This window comes from Micromonospora sp. NPDC049114, from assembly GCF_040648635.1.
Classification (GTDB): domain Bacteria; phylum Actinomycetota; class Actinomycetes; order Mycobacteriales; family Micromonosporaceae; genus Micromonospora.
The window spans coordinates 238,587-259,464 of record NZ_JBEZEA010000004.1; the positions used below are offsets into that span (position 1 = coordinate 238,587).

Sequence of the window (20,878 nt, forward strand, 5' to 3'; positions counted from 1 at the left end):
CCGCCACCTCCCATGACCAGCGCGGCTGGGGTGGGTTGGTGTCGTAGGGGGGTGATGGGATTTGGTGATGCAGGCGTACCGGTTGGTGCGGCGGTCCGAGGGGCCGGCGCGAGGGGACGGGGCCGCGCCGGACGGCGGCGTCGCCCTGCCGAGTGGCGACGGTGCCGTCGCCGATGCGGTCGAGGCCGCCGGCACACCCGGGCCGGCGAGCCTCCGCTGGCGTGTCGATCCCGTCCAGCAGGAGGTCGTCGCGCACACCGACGGGCCGATGCTGGTGCTCGGCGGTCCCGGCACCGGCAAGACCAGCACCCTCGTCGAGTCGGTCGCCGCCCGGGTCGCCGAGGGGGTCGATCCCGAACGGATCCTCGTGCTGACCTTCGGTCGCCGCGGCGCCACCGCGCTGCGCCAACGCATCGAGGCCCGGGTCGCGCAGGACGGCTACCGGGTGCTGCGCGAGCCGCTGGTGCGCACCTTCCCGGCGTACGCCTTCGGTCTGCTGCGCCGGGCCGCCGCCGAACGCGGCGAGCCGTCGCCCCGGCTGCTCACCGGCCCCGAGCAGGATCTGATCATCCGCGAGCTGCTGGACGTGGTGGGCGAGGAGCCCGAGGACGACCCGGTCGGTTGGCCGGACGACCTGCGCCCGGCACTGCGGACCCGGGCCTTCGCCGGCCAGTTGCGCGACCTGCTCATGCGCGCCGCCGAGCGCGGGGTCGGCCCGGCCGACCTGGCCCGGCTGGGCGAGAAGCTCGGCCGCGCCGACTGGCCGGCCGCCGCCCGCTTCCTGCGGGAGTACGTCTCGGTGCTCGCGTTGCGCGACGTCAGCAACCGGGGCTCGATCGCGTACGACCCGGCCGAGTTGGTCCGGGCCGCCACCGGTCTGCTGCGCGACGACGAGGAGCTGCTGGCCGCCGAGCGCCGCCGCCTCGCCCACGTGTACGTCGACGAACTGGCCGACACCGATCCCGCCCAGCTCGAACTGCTCTCGGTCATCGCCGGCGGGGGCAAGTCGCTCGTCGCGTTCGCCGACCCCGATTCCTCCACGTACGCCTTCCGTGGTGCGGACCCGGCCGGGGTGACCACGTTCGGGCACCGTTTCCGGACGGCCTCCGGCGCACCGGCCGCACAGGTGCTGCTGAGCACGTCGTACCGGGCCGGCCCGGTCCTGCTTTCCGCGATGGCCCAGCTGGGTCGCCGGCTGCGCGGTCCGATGGCGCACCGCCGGCTGCGCCCACTGCCGGACGCCCCGGCCGGTGTGGTCGAGGTGCACACGTTCCGGTCGGCGACCAGCGAGGCCGCCTGGCTGGCCCACGCGCTGCGCGCCGCGCACCTGCTCGACGGCGTCCCGTGGTCGCGGATGGCGGTCCTGGTGCGGTCCACGGCGTTGCAGTTGCCCACCCTGCAACGCGCGCTGCACGGCGCCGGCGTGCCGACCGTGGTGCACGGCGAGGACCTGCCCCTGCACCTGCAACCAGCGGTGGCCCCGCTGCTGCTCCTGCTGCGCTGCGCACTGGAACCGGCCCGGCTCGACGAGGAGGCGGCCGTCGCGCTGCTGCACTCGCCGCTGGGCGGAGCGGATCCGCTCGCCGAACGGCGACTGCGTCAGGGCCTGCGCGCCCTGGCGCTGGCCGGGGGTGACCGCCGCCCGTCCGGGGAGCTGATCGTCGAGGCGCTGCGCGACCCGACGGACCTGGCCGGCATCGACCGGCGGTGGGCGGAGCCGGCGCAGGCGGTGGCCGGGCTGCTCGCCACCGCCCGGGACGCCGCGGCCCAACCCGGCGCGACCGCCGAGACCGTGCTGTGGGAGGTCTGGGACGCCAGTGGGCTGGCGGAACGCTGGGCCGGCGCGATCGCCCAGGGACGGCCGGCGGCCGGGGAGGGCGACCTGGCCCGACGCCGGCGAGCCGAGGCCGCCGACCGGGACCTGGACGCCGTGCTGGTGCTCTTCGACGCGGCGGCCCGCTTCACCGACCGGCTGCCCGGCGCGCGTACCGAGGTCTTCCTCGACCACGTGCTCGCCCAGGACCTGCCGGCGGACACCATAGCGCCGACCGCCGACCGGGGCGCTGCCGTACGACTGCTCACCGCGCACGCCGCGAAGGGCCTGGAGTGGGACCTGGTCGCGATCGCCGGGGTGCAGGAGGGCATCTGGCCGGACCTGCGCCTGCGTGGCAGCCTGCTCGGGTCCGAACGGCTGGTAGACGTGCTCGCCGGCCGGTCCGTCGGCGGAGCCCGGGCGGCGAACGTGGTGGGCCAGACCTCGGCTCTGCTGGACGAGGAGCGCCGGCTCTTCCACGTCGCCATCAGCCGTGCCCGCCACCGCCTGCTGGTCAGCGCCGTGGCGTCGGCGGCGGTCGGCGGCGACGACCACGAGGAGCAGCCCAGCCGCTTCCTGCACGAACTGGGCCCGAGTACGCCGCCCGGCCCGCCGAGCACGCCGCCGGGCACACCCGGCCCGCGCACCGGCCCGCCGAGCGGTGGCCCGATCGCCGGCGCACCTGACGACACCCCGTCCGCCGACACCCCGTCCGCCGGCGGCGCGACCGGTGGCGGCGCGACCGGCGGCGGCACTGGTGGCGGCGCGACCGGTGGCGGCACTGGTGACGGCGCGACAGGTGGCGGCGTGGTCGGTAACGGCGGACCGGCTCGGGTGGCAGCGCCGGCGGCCGGCAACGACGCCGCCGATGGCGCGGACGACGACGAGCCGGACCAGCCCGGCGCGCTGCCGGTCACCCGGCCGCCGCGGGCGCTCACTCTGCCGGCGCTGGTCGCCGAACTGCGTACCGCCATCACCGACCCGGCCGCACCGGCGGCCCGGCGGCGCGCGGCGGCGGCCGAGCTGGCGCGGCTCGCCGCCGCAGGGGTTCCCGGCGCGCACCCCGACGACTGGTGGGGGTTGCGCGGCCTCTCCGACGACCGGCCGCTGGTCGACGAGGGGGCGCCGGTGCGGGTCACGCCGTCGGCGATGGAGAGCGCGCTGCGGTGCAGCCTGCGCTGGCTGCTGGAACGGCACGGGGGCAGCGGCCCGACCAGCACCGCGCAGGGCGTGGGCAACCTGGTGCACGCCGCCGCGATGCTCGCCGAGGACGCCAGCGCCGACCGGGGCGCGCTGCTCGACTACGTGGCCGCCCGGTTCGACGCGATCGAGCTGGCGGCCCGGTGGATGGCCGGCCCGGAGCGGGAGCGCGCCGAGGCGATGGTCGACAAGCTGCTGCGCTGGCTGGCCACCAACCCGCGCCGGCTGCTCGCCATCGAACACGAGTTCGCGGTCCGCCTGGACGATCCGCAGCGACCGGTGGACCTGACCGGGCGGGTCGACCGGCTGGAGGTCGACGACGCCGGCCGGCTGGTGGTGATCGACCTCAAGACCGGCAAGTCGACGGCGGTGACCGGCTCCGAACTGGCCGAGCATCCGCAACTCGGCGCGTACCAGGCGGCGGTGGAGGCGGGCGCGTTCGCCGAGTTCGGCGACGAGTCCGGCGGCGCGGCGCTGGTGCAGCTCGGCACGTCCGCGAAGGACGCCCGGGAGCAGAATCAGCCGGCGGCCGGCGAAGGGCCCGCGGCCGGCTGGGCGACCGCGCTGGTCCGGCGGACCGCCGATACGATGGCAGCCGCCACGTTCGCCGCGGTGGCCAACTCGAAGTGCCGGGTCTGCCCGGTGCGCACCAGCTGCCCGGTCTCCGGGCAGGGGCGCCAGGTGGTCGAGCCGCCGACCGTCCGACGTCCGGAGAATCCATGACCCAGCCCACCCTGTTCGGCGCGGGCCCCGCGCCGGCGCCCCGGCTGGCGGACTCCGGGCCCCGGTACACCCCGGTGGAGCTGGCCAAGCTGCTGCGGCTGCCGGCGCCCACCCGGGAGCAGGCCGCGATCATCGCCGCTCCGGTGGAGCCGCTGCTGGTGGTGGCGGGGGCCGGGTCCGGCAAGACCGAGACGATGGCCGCGCGGGTGGTCTGGTTGGTGGCCAACTCGTACGTGCGCCCCGAGCAGATCCTCGGGCTGACCTTCACCCGCAAGGCGGCCGGCGAACTGGCCCACCGGGTCCGCACCCGGCTCGACCAGCTGATCCGCCGGCTCGGCCGGCAGGGCCGCGACCCGCTGGACGACCCGCTCGCGGGTGAGCCCACCGTCTCCACCTACCACTCGTACGCCGGGCGGATCGTCACCGAGCACGGTCTGCGGGCCGGCTACGAGCCGTCCACCCGGCTGCTCACCGAGGCGTCCCGGTGGCAGTTGGTGGACCTGCTGGTGCGCAACTACGACGGCGACATGTCCGAGGTGGACCGGATGCCGAGCACCATCACCGACGCGGTGCTGGCGCTCGCCGGTGAGCTGGACGAGCACCTGGTCGCGCCGGACCAGCTGGCCGCCTGGACCGGCCGGTTCTTCGCCGAGGTGCAGTCGCGGCCGGGCCGGGTGTACGCCGACGTGCGCAAGGCGCTCGCCCTGCAACAGACCCGGCTGCGCCTGCTGCCGCTGGTGCGGGCGTACGCGCGGCGCAAGGAGGACTTCGAGGCGATGGACTTCGCCGACCAGCTCGCCCGGGCGGCGCGGGTGGCCCGGGATCACCCGGGGGTCGGCGAGATCGAGCGGGACCGCTTCCGAGTGGTGCTGCTCGACGAGTACCAGGACACGAGCCACGCGCAGGTGGTGCTGCTCAACGCGCTGTTCGGTGGCGGGCACCCGGTGACGGCGGTGGGTGACCCGTGCCAGTCCATCTACGGCTGGCGGGGCGCCAGCGCGGGCACCCTGGACCGGTTCCCCACCGAGTTCGCCCGCGCTGACGGTGAGCCGGCCCCGGCGCTCGGGCTCACCACCAGCTGGCGTAACCGGCCGGAGATCCTCCGGGTGGCGAACGCCCTGTCCACGCCGTTGCGCGCGGCCGGTGCCCGGGTGCCGGAGCTGCGCTCGGCGCTGACCGTCCGCGACCCGATCCCGCACCGCAGCCCCGGCGGCGCGGCCGGTGGCACTGTGCACTGCGCGCTGCTGCCCACGTACGCCGACGAGGCGGCGTGGATCGCCGACAGTGTGCTCGCCGCCTGGCGCGGCGCGGCCCGGATGCCCGGCGCGGCGCCGGAGCACATCCCGGTGGCGCAGCGCCCGACGACAGCGGTGCTGGTCCGGGTCCGCAGCCAGATCCCGGCGATCGAGTCGGCGTTGCGCGAGCGCGGCCTGCCGGTGGAGGTGGTGGGCCTCGGCGGTCTGCTGGACACTCCCGAGGTCCGCGACGTGGTGTGCACGCTGCGCGTGCTGGCCGACCCGACCGACGGGGCCGCGCTGCTGCGGCTGCTCACCGGCGCCCGCTGGCGGATCGGGCCGCGTGACCTGGTGGCGCTGCACCGGCGGGCCCGGGCCATCGCCAACGCGCGACGGCAGGTGGCCGCCGACGACACCTCGGACATCACCCCCGACCTGCTGGACGAGGCGACCCTGGTGGAGGCGTTGGCCGACCTCGGCCCGGCGCAGGCGTACTCGGCGGAGGGGTTCGCGCGGCTGCGGGCGTACGGCATGGAGTTGGCGCTGTTGCGCTACCGCCTGGACCAGGCCCTGCCGGATCTGATCGCGGACATCGAGCGGACCATCGGCCTGGACGTGGAGGTCGCGGTGCGTGCCGGCCGCGACGGCGCTGGCGACGCCGGCCTGGCCCGGGGGCACCTGGACGCCCTCGGCGACGTGGCGGCCCGTTTCAGCGGAGAGACGCCCGGCGCGACGCTTTCCGGCTTCCTGTCCTACCTGGCCGCCGCCGAGGACGAGGAGCGCGGTCTCGCCCCGGGCGAGGTCGAGGTCGTGGAGGGCGCGGTGCAGGTGGTCACCGCGCACGCCGCCAAGGGTCTGGAGTGGGACGTGGTGGCGGTGGCCGGGCTGTGCCGTGGGTCGTGGCCCGGGCCGGTGCGCAACTCCGACCACTGGCTGGGCGGGCTCGGCGTGCTGCCGTTCCCGCTGCGCGGCGACGCCGACGGGTTGCCGGAGCTGGCGCTCGACGACGCCGCCGACCAGCGGGCCGTGGCCCGGGCGGTGGCCGACTTCACCGACGCCTGGCGGGCCCACGACGAGCGGGAGGAGCGCCGGCTGACGTACGTGGCGGTCACTCGCCCGCGCCGGCTGTTGCTGTGCTCCGGCTACTGGTGGGGGGAGGGCACGAAGCGGCCGCGGGGTCCGTCGGTCTTCCTTCGCGAGGTGTACGACGCCTGCCTGGACGGCGGCCCGGGGCACCTGGTCGACGCGTGGGCGCCGGAGCCCACCCCGGACGCCACGAACCCGACGGCCGAGGTGGTGCTGCGCGCGGAGTGGCCGGCCGACCCGCTGGGTGGTCGCCGGCCGGCGTTGGCCGAGGCGGCCGGGCTGGTGCGCCGCCTGATGACGGACGGTCCGGCGTCGGTGGCTGTCGGGCCGGTGGGACCGGTGGTCGCCACGCCGACCGGGCCGGCGGCCGATCCGGAGCCCGATCCGGAGGTGGCGCGCTGGCGGCGTGAGGCGGATCTGCTGCTGGCCGAGCGGGCCGAGCTGACCAGGCTGTCCGGCGCGGTCGAGGTGGCCCTGCCCGGGCAGTTGAGCGTCACCCAGCTGGTGGCGTTGCGGCGTGACCCGGCCGGGCTGGCCCGTACGCTGCGCCGTCCGGTGCCGACCGAGCCGAATCCGTACGCCCGTCGCGGCACCGCGTTCCATGCCTGGTTGGAGCAGCGCTTCGGGGCCGACCGTCTGCTCGACCTGGACGAGCTGCCCGGTGCGGCCGACGCGGACGCCGCGCCGGACGAGGCGCTTGTCGAGTTGCAGGAGCGGTTCCTGGCCAGCGAGTGGGCCGACCGGTCACCGGTGGAGGTGGAGGTGCCGTTCGCCACGGTCATCGCCGGAGTGGTGGTGCGGGGTCGGATGGACGCGGTCTTCGCCCGGCCGGGTGGGCGGTTCGACGTGGTCGACTGGAAGACCGGCGCGCAGCCGACCGGGCCGGCGGCGGAGGTGGCCGCCGTGCAGTTGGCCGTGTACCGGTTGGCCTGGGCGGAGCTGGCTGGCGTGCCGGTCGACCGGGTGGGCGCGGCCTTCCACTACGTCCGCCACGGCACGACCGTTCGGCCCGCTGACCTGCTGGATGTGACCGGGCTCACGGCCATGATCGGCCAGTTGCCCGAAGATTCCGCCCAAGATTGACCGCTCGCGGGAAAACCATGATACGTTGACCGGGTTGCAGTTTTGGTTACCAGAGACTCTGTGTGCGCCTGGCGGGATTGTGGCCCCAGGCGCTCTTTGTTGTGTCCGGAGTTCTCCGGGCGGGGCGACCAGAAGCGACAGGCGATTCGCGCATCCCCGCGCGGAGCGCTCCTCTTCGGGCACGCAACAAGTGCGAGTCCGACGTTCCGTCAAGGAGACGAAACACATGGCTATTGGCACCGTGAAGTGGTTCAACGCTGACAAGGGCTTCGGCTTCATCACCCCGGACGGCGGCGGCGCTGACGTCTTCGCCCACTTCTCGGCGATCCAGTCCTCCGGCTACCGGAGCCTGGACGAGAACCAGCGGGTCGAGTTCGAGGTGACCCAGGGCCAGAAGGGCCCGCAGGCGGAGAACATCCGCCCGCTCTGATCTTCGGATCGGTCAGCATTACCTGTCGCGCCCTCCGGGTGTGACGGTGACGGGACCGGCCCGCCTCGCCGTCGCCTGCCTCCGCAGGCGGCGGCCCGGCGGCGGGCCGGCCCGTACTCCAATCGGTTCGTGCTTGTGAGTCCTGGCTGCCCTGCGCCGCCGGTTGACAGCGCCGACTTCGGCGCCCTCCCTCGACACGTGCCGCGTCGAGGAAGGCTTCTGCGTGACCACAGTTATTCCGTCTTTCGCCCATACCGGTCTGGCGCCGGCGCTGCTGAGCGCGCTGACCGCACAGGGCATCACCGAGCCGTTCCCGATCCAGTCGGCCACTCTTCCGGACTCGCTCGCGGGCCGGGACGTGCTCGGCCGGGGTCGTACCGGCTCGGGTAAGACGCTCGCCTTCGGGCTTCCCCTGCTCTCGCGCACCGCCGGCCGTAAGGCCCGGCCGGGTCGCCCGCTGGCCCTGGTGCTGGTGCCGACCCGCGAGTTGGCGCAGCAGGTGACCACCGCACTGGCTCCGTACGCCCGCGCCGTCGGCCTGCGCTGCGCCACAGTCGTCGGCGGCTTGTCGTTGCAGCGCCAGGCGGACGCGCTGCGCGCCGGCGCCGAGGTGGTCGTGGCGACTCCCGGCCGGCTGCACGACCTGATCAACCGTGGCGACGCCCGGCTCGACCAGGTCGAGATCACCGTGCTGGACGAGGCCGACCAGATGGCCGACATGGGCTTCCTGCCGCAGGTGACCAAGCTGCTGGAGCAGGTCGCCCCGCAGGGTCAGCGGATGCTCTTCTCCGCCACCCTGGACGGCGGCGTGGACCGGCTGGTCCGCCGCTTCCTCAGCAGCCCGGTCACCCACTCGGTCGACCCGGGCACCGCCACGGTCACCGCGATGACCCACCACGTGCTGCACGTCGACGCGCTCGACAAGCCCGACGCGCTGACCCGGATCGCCGCCCGCGAGGGTCGCACCATCCTCTTCATGGGCACCAAGCACCGCGCGGACCGGCTCGCGCGCCAGTTGCTCTCCAAGGGTGTACGCGCCGCCGCGCTGCACGGTGGCAAGTCGCAGCCGCAGCGCACCCGCATCCTGGAGCAGTTCCGCAACGGCCAGGTGACCGCCCTGGTCGCCACGGACGTGGCGGCCCGGGGCATCCACGTCGACGGCCTCGACATGGTCGTCAACGTGGACCCGCCGACCGAGGCGAAGGACTACCTGCACCGGGGCGGTCGGACGGCCCGCGCCGGCGAGTCCGGCTCCGTGGTCACCCTCGTCCTGCCCGAGCAGCGCCGGGACGTGTCCCGGCTGATGGCCACCGCCGGCATCCGGCCGCAGTCGGTCCAGGTGCGCCCGGGTGACGAGGCGCTGGTCCGGGTCACCGGGGCGCGTGAGCCGTCCGGTGTGCCGGTGACGATCGCCGCCCCGCCGGTGGCTGTCAGTCGGGGACGCGCAGCCGGTGGCTCGGCCACCGACGGCGGCGCCCGCCCGGCGCACCGCGCGTCGGGTCGGTCCCGTCGCCCGCGCCGCCCGCGTACCGTCTGACGCTCCACGCACGTCACCGACCCGCCCCGCTTCGGCTGGGCGGGTCGGTTTGTGTGCGGGGTGGTCCGGGTCGCGCCCCGGATCGGCCTCCTCGACTGTCGTGGCGGTCGATGAACCGCGCCGCCCGGCCACCGGACGAGTCGAATATCAGCCGCGGCTTGGTCGGCTGGCCGACTGTGCCCCGGCCGGGTGTGGTCGAAGCTGGCCACCGGGGGAAGCCGGGCGGGGGGCCCGGTGTGGGAGGGGTGACCATGGCGGGCGAAGCCGGCTCGGGGGCGCTGCGCGAACTGATCCTGGTAGCCGCGGTCGGGCTCGCCGGGTTGCTGCTCGCGATGGTCGCGGCGTTCGCGCCCTGGCATGCCACCGCGGGGGGCAATGCCCCCGCCGGTCTGGTGGAGCTGCACAGTCCCGACGACCCGGGCTCCGGCCCGACGGTCGAGCACCGGGGCTGAGCAGCGACCGGCCGACCGGTGCCGGCCCAGGGGCAGGCCCGGTCAGGATCGGTACGAGGTGTGGTCGGGTCGGCGGGGCACCGACCCGACCACACCGCCCACGAGCCACACCGCCACGACCCCCCGCGCGGCTACGACCGCGCGGCCAGGACCGCGCCGATCTTGCATTTTCTGTCGTTGATTCGTTGCGATACATCCCCTTTGTCGCGACAGAAAGTGCAAGATCGCGGGGTCGGGGTCGGGGTCTGGGGTGCGGGGCCTGGGTGGTTAGGGGGTGGGGGTCTGGTTGTGGGTCAGCAGGTTTGCCAGGGTGGTGCTGTCGACGACTGTGGCGATCGCCCCGTGCACGGCCAGCCAGACGTCGGTGAGCCCGGCGGCCACCCCGTGGTAGCCGGCGCGTTCGGCCGGCAGCCCGCGTACCGTGGTCAGCGAGCCACCGACCGCGCGCAGCACATCGCCGACGGTGATCTCCTCGGCTGGCCGGGTCAGCGTGTATCCGCCCTCGGCGCCCCGGTGGCTGTGCAGCAGGCCGGCCCGGCGCAGGTCGAGCAGGATGCCCTGCAGGAAGCTGAGCGGGATCTCCTGCACCTCGGCGAGGCTGCCCGCCTTCACCAACTCGGCCGCGCCACCACCGCCAGCGCCACCCCCGGCAGCGCCACCCCCGGCAGCGCCACCACCGCGTACGGCGGCGGCGACGGCGAGCATCGCCCGGAGCGCGTAGTCGCTGCGCGCGGAGACGTACACGTCACTGACCAGCCTGGTCCAGTACGCCCCAGCGACGGCGGATCGCCTTGTCGGCCGCGCCGAAGGCCGCGTCCACGACGAGGCCCAGCACCAGGATGACGATCATTGTGGATAGCAGCCACGGCGCGTCGGACAGCTCCCGCGAGTAGGTGAGCTGGGCGCCCAGCGACGTCTGCGAGATGCCGACGACGATCAGCTCGCCGGCCATCAGACTCCGCCAGGAGAACGCCCAACCCTGCTTGAGGCCCGCGACGATCGCCGGCAGGGCGGCCGGTGCGATCACGTACCGGTAGAGGTTGAGCCCCCGCGCGCCCAGGTTGCGTCCGGCGCGCAGCAGCAGCGGCGGTACGTAGTCCACACCGGAGATCACGCCGTTGGCGATGGACGGCGCGGCGCCGAGCACCACCACGAAGAAGATCGCCTTCTCGCTCAGCTCGAACAGCAGGATGGCCAGCGGGAACCAGGCGATCGACGGCATGGTCTGCAACGCGGTGATCATCGAGCCGATGGCGGCGCGCAGCACCCGGGAGCGGGCCACCGCGAGGCCCAGCAGCAGGCCGACAGCTACCGAGAAGACGTACCCGACGGCCGCGCGGCGCAGCGTGGTGGCCAGGCCCTCCCAGAGCTGCGGACCCTGGGCCTGGGTCGCCAGCTCGCGACCGACGACCAGCGGGCCCGGCAGGGAGTACGGCGGTTTCCAGCCCGACCAGACCACCACCTGCCAGGCCAGGAGCACGATGGCCAGCGCGGCGAGCTTGGGCCAGGTGGCCGCCCAGAGCCGGGTGCCGCGGGATACCTCCTTCTCCCGTCCGGCGATCTCCAGCGCGTCCAGGCCGGAGATCTCCGCGTCGCTGCGTGCCGTGCTGGTGAGGGTGTCACTGGCCATGGCGGCCTACCTCCGTGCGGAGCCGTTCGGTGACCTCGGCGGCGATCGCGGCGACCTCGGGCGAGTCGATCCGCCGTGGCCGTGGGATGTCCACTTCGGTGGAGTAGATGATCCGGCCGGGCCGGCTGGAGAGCAGGATGATCCGGTCGGCCAGGCGGGCGGCCTCGCGGACGTTGTGCGTGACGAAGAGCACCGAGAGCCGGCGCTCGGACCAGATCCGTTCCAGTTCGTCGTGCAGGATGTCGCGGGTCATGGCGTCCAGCGCGCCGAACGGCTCGTCCATCAGCAGCACCGGCGTGTCCAGGGCCAGCGTGCGGGCCAGCGCGACCCGCTGCCGCATCCCGCCGGACAGTTCGTGCGGACGCTTGCGACCGAACTCGGCCAGGTGCACCGTGCGCAGCAGCTCGGCGACCCGCTCGCGGCGCTCGGCGCGGGGCAGCCCGCGCAGCTTCAGCGGCACCTCGACGTTGGCGTCGACGGTCAGCCAGGGGAAGAGCGCCGGCTCCTGGAACATCAGCCCCGGATTGGCGTCGCCGGCGATGCCGATCTGCCCGCCGCTGGGCCGGTCCAGGCCGGCGACCAGGTTGAGCAGGGTGCTCTTGCCGCAGCCGGACGCGCCGACGAGGCACACGAACTCACCAGGCGCCACGTCCAGGGAGACCCCGTCCAGGGCCAGCACCGCGCTCGGCCCGCGTCCGTACACCTTGGTCACACCGGAGAGCGCGACAGCTGTGGTCGCGCTCCGCGGCGGCGTCGTGGTCGACGTCATGGCTGGACGACCTCGGGCTTGCCCTGCGCCTTGAGCGCCTTGTTGAGGTACGTCAGGTCGTACAGGCCCTTGAGGTCCACCGGCTCGGTCAGCTTGACCTCGACGGCGTGGTCGAGACCGGCCTTGAGCGAGGTGGGGATCGGGTCGTTGGTGAACTCCAACGTCGGCCACGCCTGCTTGATCAGCTTGAGGTCCAGCGGCTTGCCGGTGATCTTGCCGATGGCGTCGGAGATGGCCTGCTGGGCCTCGTCCGGCTTGGTGTTGACGAACTCGTTCGCGGCCACCTGGCCGTCGACCAGCTTCTGCACCACGTCCGGGTGTGCCTTGAGGAACTTCGTGCTGACCAGCAGGTTGGTGATGACGAACTTCTTGTCCGGCCACAGGTCGCGCTCGTCGACGAGCACCTTGCCGCCGGCGTTGACCAGCCGGGAGACGAACGGCTCGGGCACCCAGGCCGCGTCGATCGCGCCGCTGGTGAAGGTCTCCACCGTCTGGGCGTTCTCCTGCGGCACGATCTTGACGTCGCCGCCGCCCTCCTTGGTGGTGGTCAGCCCCTGCTGCTTGAGCCAGTAGCGGACCGCCACGTCCTGGGTGTTGCCGAGCTGCGGGGTGGCGACCTTCTTGCCCTTGAGGTCCTGCGGGCCGTTGATGCCGGGCTTGACGACAAGCGCCACGCCGCCGGAGGCGGCGCCGGAGATGACCCGGACGGCCTCGCCCTTGGACTTGGAGAACGCGTTCACGGTGGGGTTCGGGCCGATGTACGTCGCGTCCAGCGCGCCGGAGAAGACGGCCTCGATGGCGGCCGGGCCGGCGTTGAAGGTCTTCGGGTCCAGCTTGACGTCGGCGCCGAGCTTCTCGGCGAAGATGCCCTTCTCCACGCCGACGACGGCCGGCGCGTGGGTGATGTTGGGGAAGTAGCCGAGCCGCAGGGTCACCGGGCCGGAACCGCCCCCCGCGCCCTCGCTGTCGTCGCCGCACGCTGCGGTGCTGCCCAGGGTCGCCGCGCCGAGGGCGGCGAGGGTGGCCAGGGTGACCAACCGGCGCAGGGGGAGCCGTCTCATCGTCCATCCAATCCGCAGTATTCCTACTTACTTGGTAGGAAGAGTGGGCCAGGCCGCGTGCAGCGTCAAGACCCATCCACATGGCGGGATGGTGCGTCTCAGATATGTCGGCATTTCCTACCAGCTTGCTAGGCCAAGCAGGCCTCGCGCGTCAGGCGCGGACGCTTGCGGCAGCCACGTCGAGGTGGTGGACGCATCGACGAGTACGCGCCGACGTCGTCCGTGTGCCGACCCCTGTCATCCCTCGGAGGCGGGTCGGTTGCGGACCACCAGCTCGTCGATCTCCAGCCGACCGACGCGCAGCTCCCGCACCACCGCCCGGCGGATCGTCAGCCGCCCGATTGTCAGCGCCCCGACGGCCACGGCCCCGACGGCCAGCGCGCCCACGGCGAGGGCGCCGAGCGCAACCGCGCCGGTGGCCGCCGCGCCTGTCGCCCGCGCGCCGGTGGTCGCCGCCCCCGTCGCCGCTGCGCCGTTCGCGCGCGCCCCGGTCAACCGCATCAGGCGTACGTCTCGCTTCATCCCCCCATTGTCGCCGTACCGCAGGCCGTCCGCTCCCCACCGGCCCGGGACGCGGCCGTCACGGCCGAGCCGGTCGCAGTCCCGTACGCGGCGCACGCCCTCTCCCGGTCGCTGTGGCCGCGGCTCCGGGAGGTCGCCGGTGGCGGGGGTGCCGACGCGCTAGGGTCGATCCCGTGGCGGCGCGGAGATCCAGAATTCCAGCGACGAAGTACCCGGTCGAGCGGTTCACCCTCGACAACGGCCTGCGGGTGGTCCTGACCCCCGATCGCAGTGCCCCGGTGATCGGGGTGGCGGTGGTCTACGACGTCGGCATCCGCTCCGAGCCGGAGGGGCGCACCGGCTTCGCCCACCTCTTCGAGCACCTGATGTTCCAGGGCTCGGAGAACCTGGAGAAACTGGCCCACTTCCGGCACGTGCAGGGTGCCGGCGGCACGTTCAACGGCTCCACCCACCTGGACTACACCGACTACTTCGAGACGCTGCCGAGCAACGCGCTGGAGCGCGCGCTGTTCCTGGAGGCGGACCGGATGCGCGGGCCCCGACTGACCGAGGAGACCCTGCGCAACCAGGTCGACGTGGTCAAGGAGGAGATCCGGGTCAACGTCCTCAACCGGCCGTACGGCGGCTTTCCCTGGCTGACCCTGCCGCCGGTCATGTTCGACACGTTCCCGAACGCGCACGACGGCTACGGCTCGTTCGACGACCTGGAGTCGGCCACCGTCGCCGACGCCGCCGACTTCTTCCGCCGCTACTACGCCAGTGGCAACGCGGTGCTGGCCGTCAGCGGCGACATCGACGTGGCCGAGGCAACCGAGCTGGTCACCCGGCACTTCGGCGACGTCCCGTCCCGTCCCGCACCGCGGCGGCCCGACTTCACCGAGCCCGACCTGACCGCCGAGCGGCGCAGCTCGTACACCGACGCCCTGGCGCCGCTGCCGGCGGTGGCCGGCGCGTGGCGGGTGCCCGACCCGGTCGGCGACTTCGCCGGCTACCTGCCGTACGTCGTGCTGGCCGAGGTGCTCACCGACGGCGACGCGTCCCGGCTGGTCGAACGACTGGTCCAGCGCGACCGCACGGTGACCAGCCTCGGCGGCTACCTCGGCTTCATGGGCGACCCGTTCGACGTCCGCGACCCCACCGCGCTGCTGCTCCAGGCGCACCTGCCGCCCGGCGGCGACGTGGACAAGGTGTTGCGCACCGTCGACGAGGAGTTGGACCGGCTGGCCACCGACGGGCTGACCGACGGCGAGCTGGCCCGCACCCAGGCCCGGATGGCCACCCACCTGCTGCGCGACACCGACGCGGTGCTCGGCCGGGCGCTGCGGATGGCCGTTCTGGAACAGCAACGCTGCGAGCCGGGCCTGCTCAACGACCTGCCCCGACTGGTCGGCGACGTCACCGAGGAGCAGGTCCGGGCCGCCGCGGCCACCCTGCGCCCGGAGCGCCGCGCCGCCGTCGAGGTCATCCCCGGAGGCGCCCGGTGAGCGCGAGGAGTGAGCCGGTTCTGCGAGCCCCGCAGTCGCGAACGAAGGTGACACAGTGACCACCACCGCCAGCACCGCCCCGCGTACGCTGCCCCCGCTCGGCCCCACCCGCAAACTCAAGGTGCCCAAGCAGGCCGAACGCACGCTGCGCAACGGGCTCACCGTGATCGCCGTACGCCGGCCGGCGGTGCCCCTGGTCGAGCTGCGGCTCTGGGTGCCGTTCGGCCGCGCCCACCTCGCGCGCGGCGCGATGCTCTCACAGACCATGCTCTCCGGCACCGAGTCGATGACCAGCGTGCAGTTGGCCGCCGAGCTGCAGAAGGTGGGCGGCGGACTGTCCGCGGGCGTCGACCCGGACCGGCTGATGCTCTCCGGCGCCGGCCTGGTCACCGGCCTGGACCGGATGCTGGAGCTGCTGGCCGAGGTGCTGACCGGTGCCAGTTACCCCAGCGACGAGGTCGCCGCCGAGCGGGACCGGCTGATCGATCGGATCCAGGTCGCCCAGAGCCAGCCGGCGCACCTGGCCCGGGAGGCGCTGCTGAAGCGGATCTACGGGCGACACCCGTACGCGACGCAGACCCCCGAGCCGGACCAGATCCGCGCCGTCCGGCCGGCGGCCCTGCGCGGCCTGCACGCCGAGCGGGTGCACCCCGCCGGGGCGCAGCTGGTGGTGGTCGGCGACGTACAGCCGGAGAAGGCGCTGGACGCGGCCGAGCGGGCGCTCGGTGGGTGGGCCGGCGCCGGGCGTACGGCCACCCTGCCGGCCACCCCGCCGCTGGAGCCGGGGCCGCTGCTGCTTGTCGACCGGCCCGGCTCGGTGCAGTCCTCGCTGCGGGTCGCGCTGCCCGCCGTGCCGCGCATCGACCCGGACCACGCGCCGCTACAACTCGCCAACCTGATCTTCGGGGGCTACTTCTCGTCCCGCTGGGTGGAGAACATCCGCGAGGACAAGGGCTACACGTACGGCCCGCACTCGGTGATCGAGCACTCGGTGGCCGGGTCGGTTCTGGTCGCCGGCGCCGAGGTGGCCACCGAGGTCACCGGCCCGGCGCTGCTGGAGACGACGTACGAGCTGGGCCGGCTGGCGTCGCTGCCGCCGAAGCCGGAGGAGCTGGAGCAGGCCCGCCAGTACGCCCTGGGCACCCTCCAGCTCGGCATGTCCACCCAGGCCGGTCTGGCCGCGCTGACCAGCGCGTACGCCGGGAACGGCCTGCGGCTGGAGTTCCTCGCGGAGTACGCGGCCCGCCTGGCGAAAGCGACGGTCGACGACGTGGCGCGGGCTGCCGCCCACTATCTGGCGCCCGCTCGTGCGGCGGTGGTCGTGCTCGGCGACGCCGAGCGGATCACCCCGGGGCTGGCCGCGCTGACGCCGGTCCACACCGAACCGGTGCAGCCGTGAGGCACCGCCACGGCCCGCCGGTCCGGGTGTCTGCCTGCGGCGGAGCGCTGACGTGAGCGGGGAGACGGCGCCGCCGCTGGCGCGGTCCACGCTGGATCGCGCCGCCCATCGGCGGGGCGACGCGCAGTGGCTGACCGAGGCGTGGCTGCGCGGCCGGATCCTGCTGCTCGACTCGACCGACGGCGGGCGGACGCTCGCCCGTACCGACGTGTCGCCTCCCGCGCTGGTGCTGTTCGGCGCGGCCGACGTGCCGACCGGCGCCGAGTCGACGGCGATGTTCCTCGGTGTCGAGCCGGACGGGGTGCCGGTCTTCGCGCTCGATGCGCCGCTGCCGACGGTGCCGGGCACCCGGCCGGTCAACCTGCGCGAGGTGGGCCACCTGCTCGGCGACCGGGAGGCGGGCATCTTCACCACGGCGCTCGCGCTGCTCAACTGGCACACCCGGCACGGCTACTCGACGGCGACCGGAGCGCCGACAGTGATGGACGAGGCCGGCTGGTCCCGGGTGGATCGTGACGGCGGGCGGATCTGGCCGCGTACCGACCCGGCGATGATCGTGCTGGTGCACGACGGCGTCGACGGCCCCGAGGGCCGCTGCCTGCTCGGCAACAACGCCGGCTGGCCGGGCACCCCGGGTGGTCGGCGCTACTCCTGCCTGGCCGGGTACGTCGAGCCGGGGGAGTCCGCCGAGGCCGCCGTGCTGCGCGAGGTCCGTGAGGAGGTGGGCATCTCCGTCGAGCGGATCAGGTACGTCGGCAGCCAGGCCTGGCCGTTCCCGGGCTCACTGATGCTGGGCTTCCTGGCCAGCGCGGACCCGGCGGATCCGGTGCAGGTCGACCCGTCCGAGATCGCGTACGCCAGGTGGTTCAGCCGCGCGGAGATCGGGGCCGCGGGTGCGGGGAGGACCGTGGACGTGGGGGACGGGGCGCGGCTGATCCTGCCGCCACCGTCGTCGATCGCGTTGTTCCTCATCCACCGCTGGCTGGATGGCTGGGTGGACGCCGACCATTGAGCACGGTCCCGGCCCGTGGCCACCGTTGCCGCGGCGGTCACGGGCCGGGAACACGGGCCGTCGTGGTCGGCGGGAGCGATTGACGCGGCGGGGGAGCCGAGCCGACCACGACGGACGTCCGGGGTCAGGTGCCGGTGCGCCCGGGTCTGCGCCGGAAGGCGGGCCGCGGCTCGCCGAGTGGCAGGACCTTGACCCGTTGCTTGCCGGCGCGCACCGCGCCGACCGTCGACAGGGCTCGGGCCAGCAGCAACGCGGCGTCCCGGTCCTCGGCGTGCACGGTCTGCCGGCGCGGTTCCGGCGTGGTCGTCTCGTCGCGGAGGCGATGGCCGTCCGCCCAGGCGGCGGCGATGTCCCCGTCGGCGACGGTGCGGATGTCGGTGCGAACGATCAGGAACCGCATAAGGGTCTCCGGATGAACCGCGACGAATGAGCCAGTGTGGAAGTTCCACGTTCCCGTGGGCCATGTTACGCCCCGTGTTCATCCCAGCAAGTGAAACGCGCCTATTGGTTTCGAGCCTCGTCCGATCGGCGGATGCCTGGTCAGCGGGGTTGCCACCGAAAGGGCGACGGGGCCGCCGGCATCATGCCAACGGCCCCGCCCCGGTCGGGAGGATCAGTTCAGATCGAACTGGCCCGTCTTTGCTCCGCCGATGAAACCGAGCCACCCGGCCCGGTTGAAGAGCAGCACCGGACCGCCCCGGTCCTTGCTGTCGCGCAGCGCGACAGCCGACGGGCCGGTGCCCAGAGGGGCGACCTCCACGCAGTTGGAGGTCTGGCTGCGGGTGCTTTTACGCCACGGGGCGTCCGCCAACGAGCTGGCGGAGACGGACGGCGTGTTGTGGATGTCGTTCATGGCTCTGCTCCTGATGTGAACCGATCCGATGGGACGAGTGGTGCCGCACGCCCCGACGGAGGGTCCCCCGTGGATCACCGATCCGTCAGTCGCCCCGAGGCCCGGCGGCGTTGGGTCGGCGCCGTTGCCGGCCCGAACGCCACTGTGGATGGGGGCGTCGCCCCGGTCAGCCGTCCCGTCGCCTCGATCAGCCAGGAGAGGGTGTCCGAGGCGTCTAGTGCCGCCGTGCATAGCCACTCGAACACCACTTTATAGCGATTTAGCGTGATTGCCTCGGTCGACATGACGTCGGTGAACCCCCCTTCGATGGCCAATGTCTCCGGATCGAGCGGATCGGCGAACCGATAGAGGGAGAAGGCGGTCGGCGGAAGGTACCAATCGCCGATCTGGGTGTCCCGTGGAAGCAGATGCAGCGTCACGTTGGGCAGCAGGGCAAGGTCGCACAGCTGGTGCAGCTGCTCGTGCAGCACCTCGGGTGGGCCGGCGCGGCGGCCGAGGGCCGCCTCCTCCAGCACTGCGGTGTAGCTCGGCGCGTGCGGTTCGCGGGTCAGCAGCGTCTGCCGGGCCAACCGGGCCTGCACCTCGGTCTCCGGCTCGTCGGCCGGCTCCGGTTCGCCGGCGCCCTCGCTCACCTGGCGGGCCGAGACGATCCGGACCTTCGCGTACCCGGCGGTCTGCAGGAGACCCGGCACCAGGACCGGGTTGTACTCGGAGATCTCCGCGCAGCCCGCCTCCAGTTCAGCCCAACTGCGCTGCTGCTGCGTCATCACCGGAAAGTTCTTCAACCAACCGCGCATGTCACCGGCCTCGCCGGCGATCCCGAGCAACTCCTCGCGCGACGCGGTGTCGGCCCCGTAGAGGTCGAGCAGAACGCCGACATCCTGCGGGTCCGGTCGGCTGCGGCCGTTCTCCAGGCGGGACAGTTTGGACGCGGACGCCCAACCGATCCGTTCGATAACCTGGTCACCGGTGAGGCCCGCGGCTTCGCGCAGACTGCGCAGTTCGATGCCCAACCGTCGGCGACGCATGATCGGGCTGGGTGCGGCAGGAGGCACAGTGTCCTCTTTCCCGTCGACCGCCGCAGACGCGACGGTAACTGTATGAAATTCGCCCCCCACGGTCAGTATGGACGGCGCGACCGGCGTCGGAGGTTCCGGCGGGGGCGTGTCTTGTCGAAAAATGGACCACGGATACGCCGGACGACGACGGACCCCTGGTCCCAGCCCCGTCGAACGCGCCCAGCCGGGCACGCCACCCCGCCGGAGGGACCCCATGCGCACCGTCCTGCGCCGACCCGACTTCCGCCTGCTGTTCGGCGGCCTGCTGGCCAGCATGACCGCCGAGTCGATCCTGCTGCTCGCACTCGCCATCTGGGTCAAGGACCTGACCGGCTCCAACGGGCTCGCCGGCGGCATCATCTTCGCCGTCATCGCCCCGATGACGTTGGCGCCGCTGGTCGGTTGGTTCGTCGACAGGTACCCGCGGCGGCCCTTCTTCGTGACCGCGAACGTGGTCACCGCGCTGCTGCTGGTCCCGTTGTTCACCGTCCGCGACGCCGGCGACGTCTGGCTCGTCTACCTGGTGGCGGCCCTCTACGGGCTGTCGTCCATCACGCTCGGCGCGGCACTCAGCGGGTTGATCCGGCAGTTGGTGCCGGTGGAGCTGCTCGCCGAGGCGAACGGCGTGCTGCAGACCGTACGCCAGGGGCTGCGGCTGGTCGGCCCGCTGGTCGGCGCGGCGCTCTACGCGGCGCTCGGCGGGTGGGCGCTGGCCGGGATCGGCATGGTCGGCTTCGTGATCGCGGCCCTGGTGGTGACCGCGGTGCCGAGCCCGGCGCTGACGCCGCCGAGCGCGCGGCTGCGGTGGCCCGCCGAGCTGGGCGCCGGCCTGCGGCACCTGACCGGCGAGCCGGCGCTGCGCCGGGCCCTGCTCGGCTACGGGCTCGGGTCGCTGGTGATGGGTTTCAGCGAGTCGCTGATCTTCGCCTATGTCGACCAGGGTCTGGATCGGGACGCCGCGTTCGTGGGCGTGCTGGTCATGGTGCAGGGCGTCGGCGGGCTGTTCGGTGGGATCTGCTCACCGGCGCTGGTCCGCCGACTCGGCGAGATCGGCACGCTGGCCGCCGGGGTGGCCTTCTTCTCCCCGGCCGCGCTCGCGCTCGCGTACCCCGATCTGCGGCTGGGGGTCGTGGCGGTGCTGCTGGCCGGTGTCTCGCTGCCGTTGACGATGGTGGGCCTGCAGACGCTGATCCAGCGACGTACGCCCGCCGGGCTGGTCGGACGGGTCGCGGCGGCCACCCAGGCGCTGGTCAGCGGCCCGCAGGCGCTCTCCATCGGCGCCGGCGCCCTACTGGTCGGCGTCCTCGACTACCGGGCCCTGTTCCTGCTGGTCGGGGTGGCCACGCTCGCCGCTGGCGTCTACCTCTGGCGGGGCCGGCACCTGAGCGCGCCGGCCGACGGCCGTGGGCCCACACCGCCGACCCGTCCGAGCCTCCCCGCGCCGCGCCGCCCGGTCGACGCCGACATCGACGCGCCGGTGGCCACCGGGCCCCGGCGACCGCCCCGACGGTGACGGATGCCGGACACGACG

Annotated in this window: 17 protein-coding genes; 9 read left to right on the forward strand and 8 right to left on the reverse strand. The window is 73.7% G+C overall.

Translation table 11 applies throughout. The features are described from left to right. Positions 1–67 precede the first annotated feature (67 nt). The 5 genes from AB0B39_RS16065 to AB0B39_RS16085 all read left to right on the forward strand — a co-directional run bounded on the left by AB0B39_RS16065 (position 68) and on the right by AB0B39_RS16085 (position 9,559). On the forward strand, positions 68–3,736 hold the full coding sequence (locus AB0B39_RS16065; protein ID WP_357574650.1) for an ATP-dependent DNA helicase: 3,669 nt from the start codon (positions 68–70) through the stop codon (positions 3,734–3,736). Next, a complete protein-coding gene (locus tag AB0B39_RS16070) occupies positions 3,733–7,140 on the forward strand; it encodes an ATP-dependent DNA helicase (protein WP_357574651.1) in 3,408 nt (1,135 codons plus the stop codon). The genes AB0B39_RS16065 and AB0B39_RS16070 overlap by 4 nt, the downstream gene beginning before the upstream one ends. 226 nt (positions 7,141–7,366) lie before the next feature. Continuing rightward, positions 7,367–7,570, forward strand: a complete 204-nt coding sequence (locus AB0B39_RS16075; RefSeq protein ID WP_007464836.1) for a cold-shock protein — start codon at positions 7,367–7,369, stop codon at positions 7,568–7,570. A 223-nt stretch (positions 7,571–7,793) separates the two neighbouring features. Beyond that, entirely contained in the window at positions 7,794–9,107 is a 1,314-nt protein-coding gene (locus tag AB0B39_RS16080) for a DEAD/DEAH box helicase (RefSeq protein ID WP_234587689.1), read from the forward strand. 251 nt (positions 9,108–9,358) lie between these two features. Then, complete coding sequence (locus tag AB0B39_RS16085; RefSeq protein WP_234587687.1) at positions 9,359–9,559, forward strand: hypothetical protein; 201 nt, start codon at positions 9,359–9,361, stop codon at positions 9,557–9,559. Between the two features lie 267 nt (positions 9,560–9,826). Here AB0B39_RS16085 and AB0B39_RS16090 read toward each other — a convergent pair whose 3' ends face one another. The 5 genes from AB0B39_RS16090 to AB0B39_RS16110 form a co-directional block, all read right to left on the reverse strand. Next, positions 9,827–10,303: an Rrf2 family transcriptional regulator gene (locus tag AB0B39_RS16090; protein ID WP_357574652.1), complete on the reverse strand. Its 477-nt coding sequence runs from the start codon at positions 10,301–10,303 to the stop codon at positions 9,827–9,829. 1 nt (position 10,304) lies between these two features. After that, positions 10,305–11,189, reverse strand: coding sequence for an ABC transporter permease (locus AB0B39_RS16095; RefSeq protein WP_234587683.1), 885 nt, complete (start codon positions 11,187–11,189; stop codon positions 10,305–10,307). Then, positions 11,179–11,958, reverse strand: a complete 780-nt coding sequence (locus tag AB0B39_RS16100) for an ABC transporter ATP-binding protein (RefSeq protein ID WP_357574653.1) — start codon at positions 11,956–11,958, stop codon at positions 11,179–11,181. The genes AB0B39_RS16095 and AB0B39_RS16100 overlap by 11 nt, the downstream gene beginning before the upstream one ends. After that, on the reverse strand, positions 11,955–13,019 hold the full coding sequence (locus tag AB0B39_RS16105; protein ID WP_357574654.1) for an ABC transporter substrate-binding protein: 1,065 nt from the start codon (positions 13,017–13,019) through the stop codon (positions 11,955–11,957). The genes AB0B39_RS16100 and AB0B39_RS16105 overlap by 4 nt, the downstream gene beginning before the upstream one ends. Positions 13,020–13,256: 237 nt before the next feature. Beyond that, positions 13,257–13,541, reverse strand: a complete 285-nt coding sequence (locus AB0B39_RS16110) for a hypothetical protein (protein ID WP_234587677.1) — start codon at positions 13,539–13,541, stop codon at positions 13,257–13,259. Positions 13,542–13,714: 173 nt separating this feature from the next. Here AB0B39_RS16110 and AB0B39_RS16115 point away from each other — a divergent pair, with 173 nt between their 5' ends. From AB0B39_RS16115 to nudC, 3 genes are read left to right on the forward strand one after another with little or no spacing between them, the layout of a single operon-like run. Then, positions 13,715–15,025, forward strand: coding sequence for a pitrilysin family protein (locus tag AB0B39_RS16115; protein WP_357574655.1), 1,311 nt, complete (start codon positions 13,715–13,717; stop codon positions 15,023–15,025). A gap of 55 nt (positions 15,026–15,080) precedes the next feature. Further along, positions 15,081–16,424, forward strand: a complete 1,344-nt coding sequence (locus tag AB0B39_RS16120) for a pitrilysin family protein (RefSeq protein WP_357574656.1) — start codon at positions 15,081–15,083, stop codon at positions 16,422–16,424. A 52-nt stretch (positions 16,425–16,476) separates the two neighbouring features. Continuing rightward, the gene (nudC, locus tag AB0B39_RS16125; RefSeq protein WP_357495788.1) at positions 16,477–17,436 is read left to right on the forward strand and encodes an NAD(+) diphosphatase; all 960 of its coding nucleotides are present in this window, start codon (positions 16,477–16,479) and stop codon (positions 17,434–17,436) included. Between the two features lie 124 nt (positions 17,437–17,560). On the opposite strand, the gene AB0B39_RS16130 is transcribed toward nudC, so the two are convergent. The 3 genes from AB0B39_RS16130 to AB0B39_RS16140 form a co-directional block, all read right to left on the reverse strand. Beyond that, positions 17,561–17,836, reverse strand: a complete 276-nt coding sequence (locus AB0B39_RS16130) for a hypothetical protein (protein ID WP_234587668.1) — start codon at positions 17,834–17,836, stop codon at positions 17,561–17,563. A 213-nt stretch (positions 17,837–18,049) separates the two neighbouring features. After that, positions 18,050–18,289, reverse strand: a complete 240-nt coding sequence (locus AB0B39_RS16135) for a DUF397 domain-containing protein (protein WP_234587666.1) — start codon at positions 18,287–18,289, stop codon at positions 18,050–18,052. A gap of 74 nt (positions 18,290–18,363) precedes the next feature. Beyond that, entirely contained in the window at positions 18,364–19,344 is a 981-nt protein-coding gene (locus AB0B39_RS16140; RefSeq protein ID WP_234587664.1) for a helix-turn-helix transcriptional regulator, read from the reverse strand. A gap of 217 nt (positions 19,345–19,561) precedes the next feature. On the opposite strand from AB0B39_RS16140, the gene AB0B39_RS16145 reads away from it, so the two are divergent. Continuing rightward, complete coding sequence (locus AB0B39_RS16145; RefSeq protein ID WP_357574657.1) at positions 19,562–20,860, forward strand: MFS transporter; 1,299 nt, start codon at positions 19,562–19,564, stop codon at positions 20,858–20,860. The last annotated feature ends 18 nt before the right edge of the window (positions 20,861–20,878 follow it).